General features: G+C 60.3%; 3 protein-coding genes. All 3 read left to right on the forward strand.

What is annotated here, in order from left to right:
- The coding region (locus BBB56_RS23265; protein ID WP_123803257.1) for a TraG/VirB4 family ATPase at window positions 1-1354 on the forward strand (1354 nt) is incomplete at its 5' end.
- Window positions 1351-1707, forward strand: coding sequence for a TrbI F-type domain-containing protein (locus tag BBB56_RS23270; RefSeq protein ID WP_123803258.1), 357 nt, complete (start codon window positions 1351-1353; stop codon window positions 1705-1707). The genes BBB56_RS23265 and BBB56_RS23270, both read left to right, overlap by 4 nt.
- A 32-nt stretch (window positions 1708-1739) precedes the next feature.
- Window positions 1740-1930, forward strand: a 191-nt coding sequence (locus BBB56_RS23275; RefSeq protein ID WP_148085454.1) for a hypothetical protein, incomplete at its 3' end; no start/stop codon positions are given.

A 1930-nucleotide genomic window follows, 5' to 3' on the forward strand; every position in this document is an offset into this window, starting at 1 on the left:
AATGGTGAACAAAAAGCTGCGTGCCGACTGCCGCAAGACCGGCGGCATCCAGCGTTCGGAGTCGTTTCACGCGGTGAACCTCATGCCGGTCATCGGGGATAACAAGCTGTGCGCCTCGGGCATTCTTATTCCGAGCTACCGCAATCAGGTCGCGTTCATCGACGTGTTTGATGAGATCCTGCCGAACACCAACTTCAACTGGTTTATGTCCGGCACCTCGGGTGCAGGCAAGTCGGTGCTGGCGAACTCTATTGCGCGCTCGGTGCTGGACAAGGGCGGCACGGTGGCGGTGCAGGACATCGGCGACTCTTACAAGGCGGCCTGCAGCAGCCTGGGCGGCACCTACATCAACGGCGAGTCGCTGCGCTTTAACCCGTTTGCGAACGTCACTGACATTACGCTTGCGGCCGAGCGTATTCGCGATCAGCTGTGCATTCTGGCAAGCCCCAACGGCCTGCTGGACGAGGTGCACGAGTCGCTGATTCTGGAGGCCATCACCGAGTCGTGGCCTCAGTATCAGCAGGACATGCGTATCGATCACGTCATTGAGTACCTCAAAAAACAGCAGGCCGCGATCACTCGCGAGCACTCCTCGCTGATTGGCGGGCGAATTGACGAAATTACCACGCTGCTCGGCAAGTACAGCACCACAGGCATCTACGGAAAGTTCTTTAACTCCTCTGAGCCGACCCTGAAGCCTGACCTGCAGTTCGTGGTCACCGAGCTGGGCGACCTGCGCAAGCAGCAGGACCTGCTGTCGGCCATTCTCTTCACCATCATGATCTGGAACGAGAACATGATGTACACCACGCCGCGCAGCATGCGGAAGATGAACATCATCGACGAGGGCTGGAAGCTGCTGGGCGGATCGAGCACCAAGATTAAAGACTTCATCGAGGAGGGTTACCGCACCGCCCGCCGTCACAACGGCTCCTACGGCACGGTGACCCAGGCGATACGCGATAAAAACCTGTCCACGGCGGCGCTTGCAGCCTACGACAACAGCTCGTTTAAGTTTACCTGTATGCAGGACGCTAAATCGTTCACCACCTTCCAGAAGGAAGAGCCGCATGCCTTCAGCGAGCTGGAGTGGGAGATGATCAGGAAGTTTCCGCCGGCGAAAAAGGCGCGCTACAGCTCCTTTCTGCTGAGCGTGGGGGAATTCTCCAGCTTCCACCGCCTCATCCTCGATCCGCTGAGCGACGGGCTGTTTTCCTCTAAAGGCGAGGACTTCACCTACCGCGAGAAGCGCCTGCGCGAGGGCGCGGACATCAAGGACATCCTGTTTGAGATGGCCGACAACGACGCGCACAAGCGCGACATCATCCACATGCTGCGGGAGATGCAACTTTGAATACAAAACACCTTATGACGGGCTGCGGCCTGTCGGTTGCGCTGAGTGTGGGCGTATGCGCGGCCGCCTGGTTCCTCTGGCTGAAGCCGCCGGCACTGGTCACCTTTGACATGAAGGGCACGACCAACGCGCTTATCCGCCAGACTGCGAAGCTGGACCTGACCGACGACCAGCGAAAGGCGCTGCTGACCCGCTTTGACCGCAGCGTCACCACCGCTACAGCGGAATACGCCAGCGAACACGGTGCGGCCATTCTGGTGAGCCCTGCCGTAGTCACCGGCCTGCCGGACGCCACACCGGAAATTCAGGCGCGCCTCGCCGAGCTGATGAAAGCCGGTAACCCGCAGCAGTAAACCTGTCCGATCACCCCAACGGGAGCCTCCCGATGATACATGCAACTCCGCTGGCGCGCGCAGTCGCCGGCGCGCTGCTCGCCATGCTCAGCCTGCAGGCGGGCGCGGCTGAGCTGGGCACGTACGGCGATACCTGGGACATCCGCGAGCGCAACCTGATCGCAGTCCTGAAAGACAACCTGAAAGAGCATTTTGCCGGCCGGTCGCAGGCCGACATCGAGCA

It is taken from the genome of Candidatus Pantoea deserta, assembly GCF_003813865.1.
Lineage (GTDB): Bacteria > Pseudomonadota > Gammaproteobacteria > Enterobacterales > Enterobacteriaceae > Pantoea > Pantoea deserta.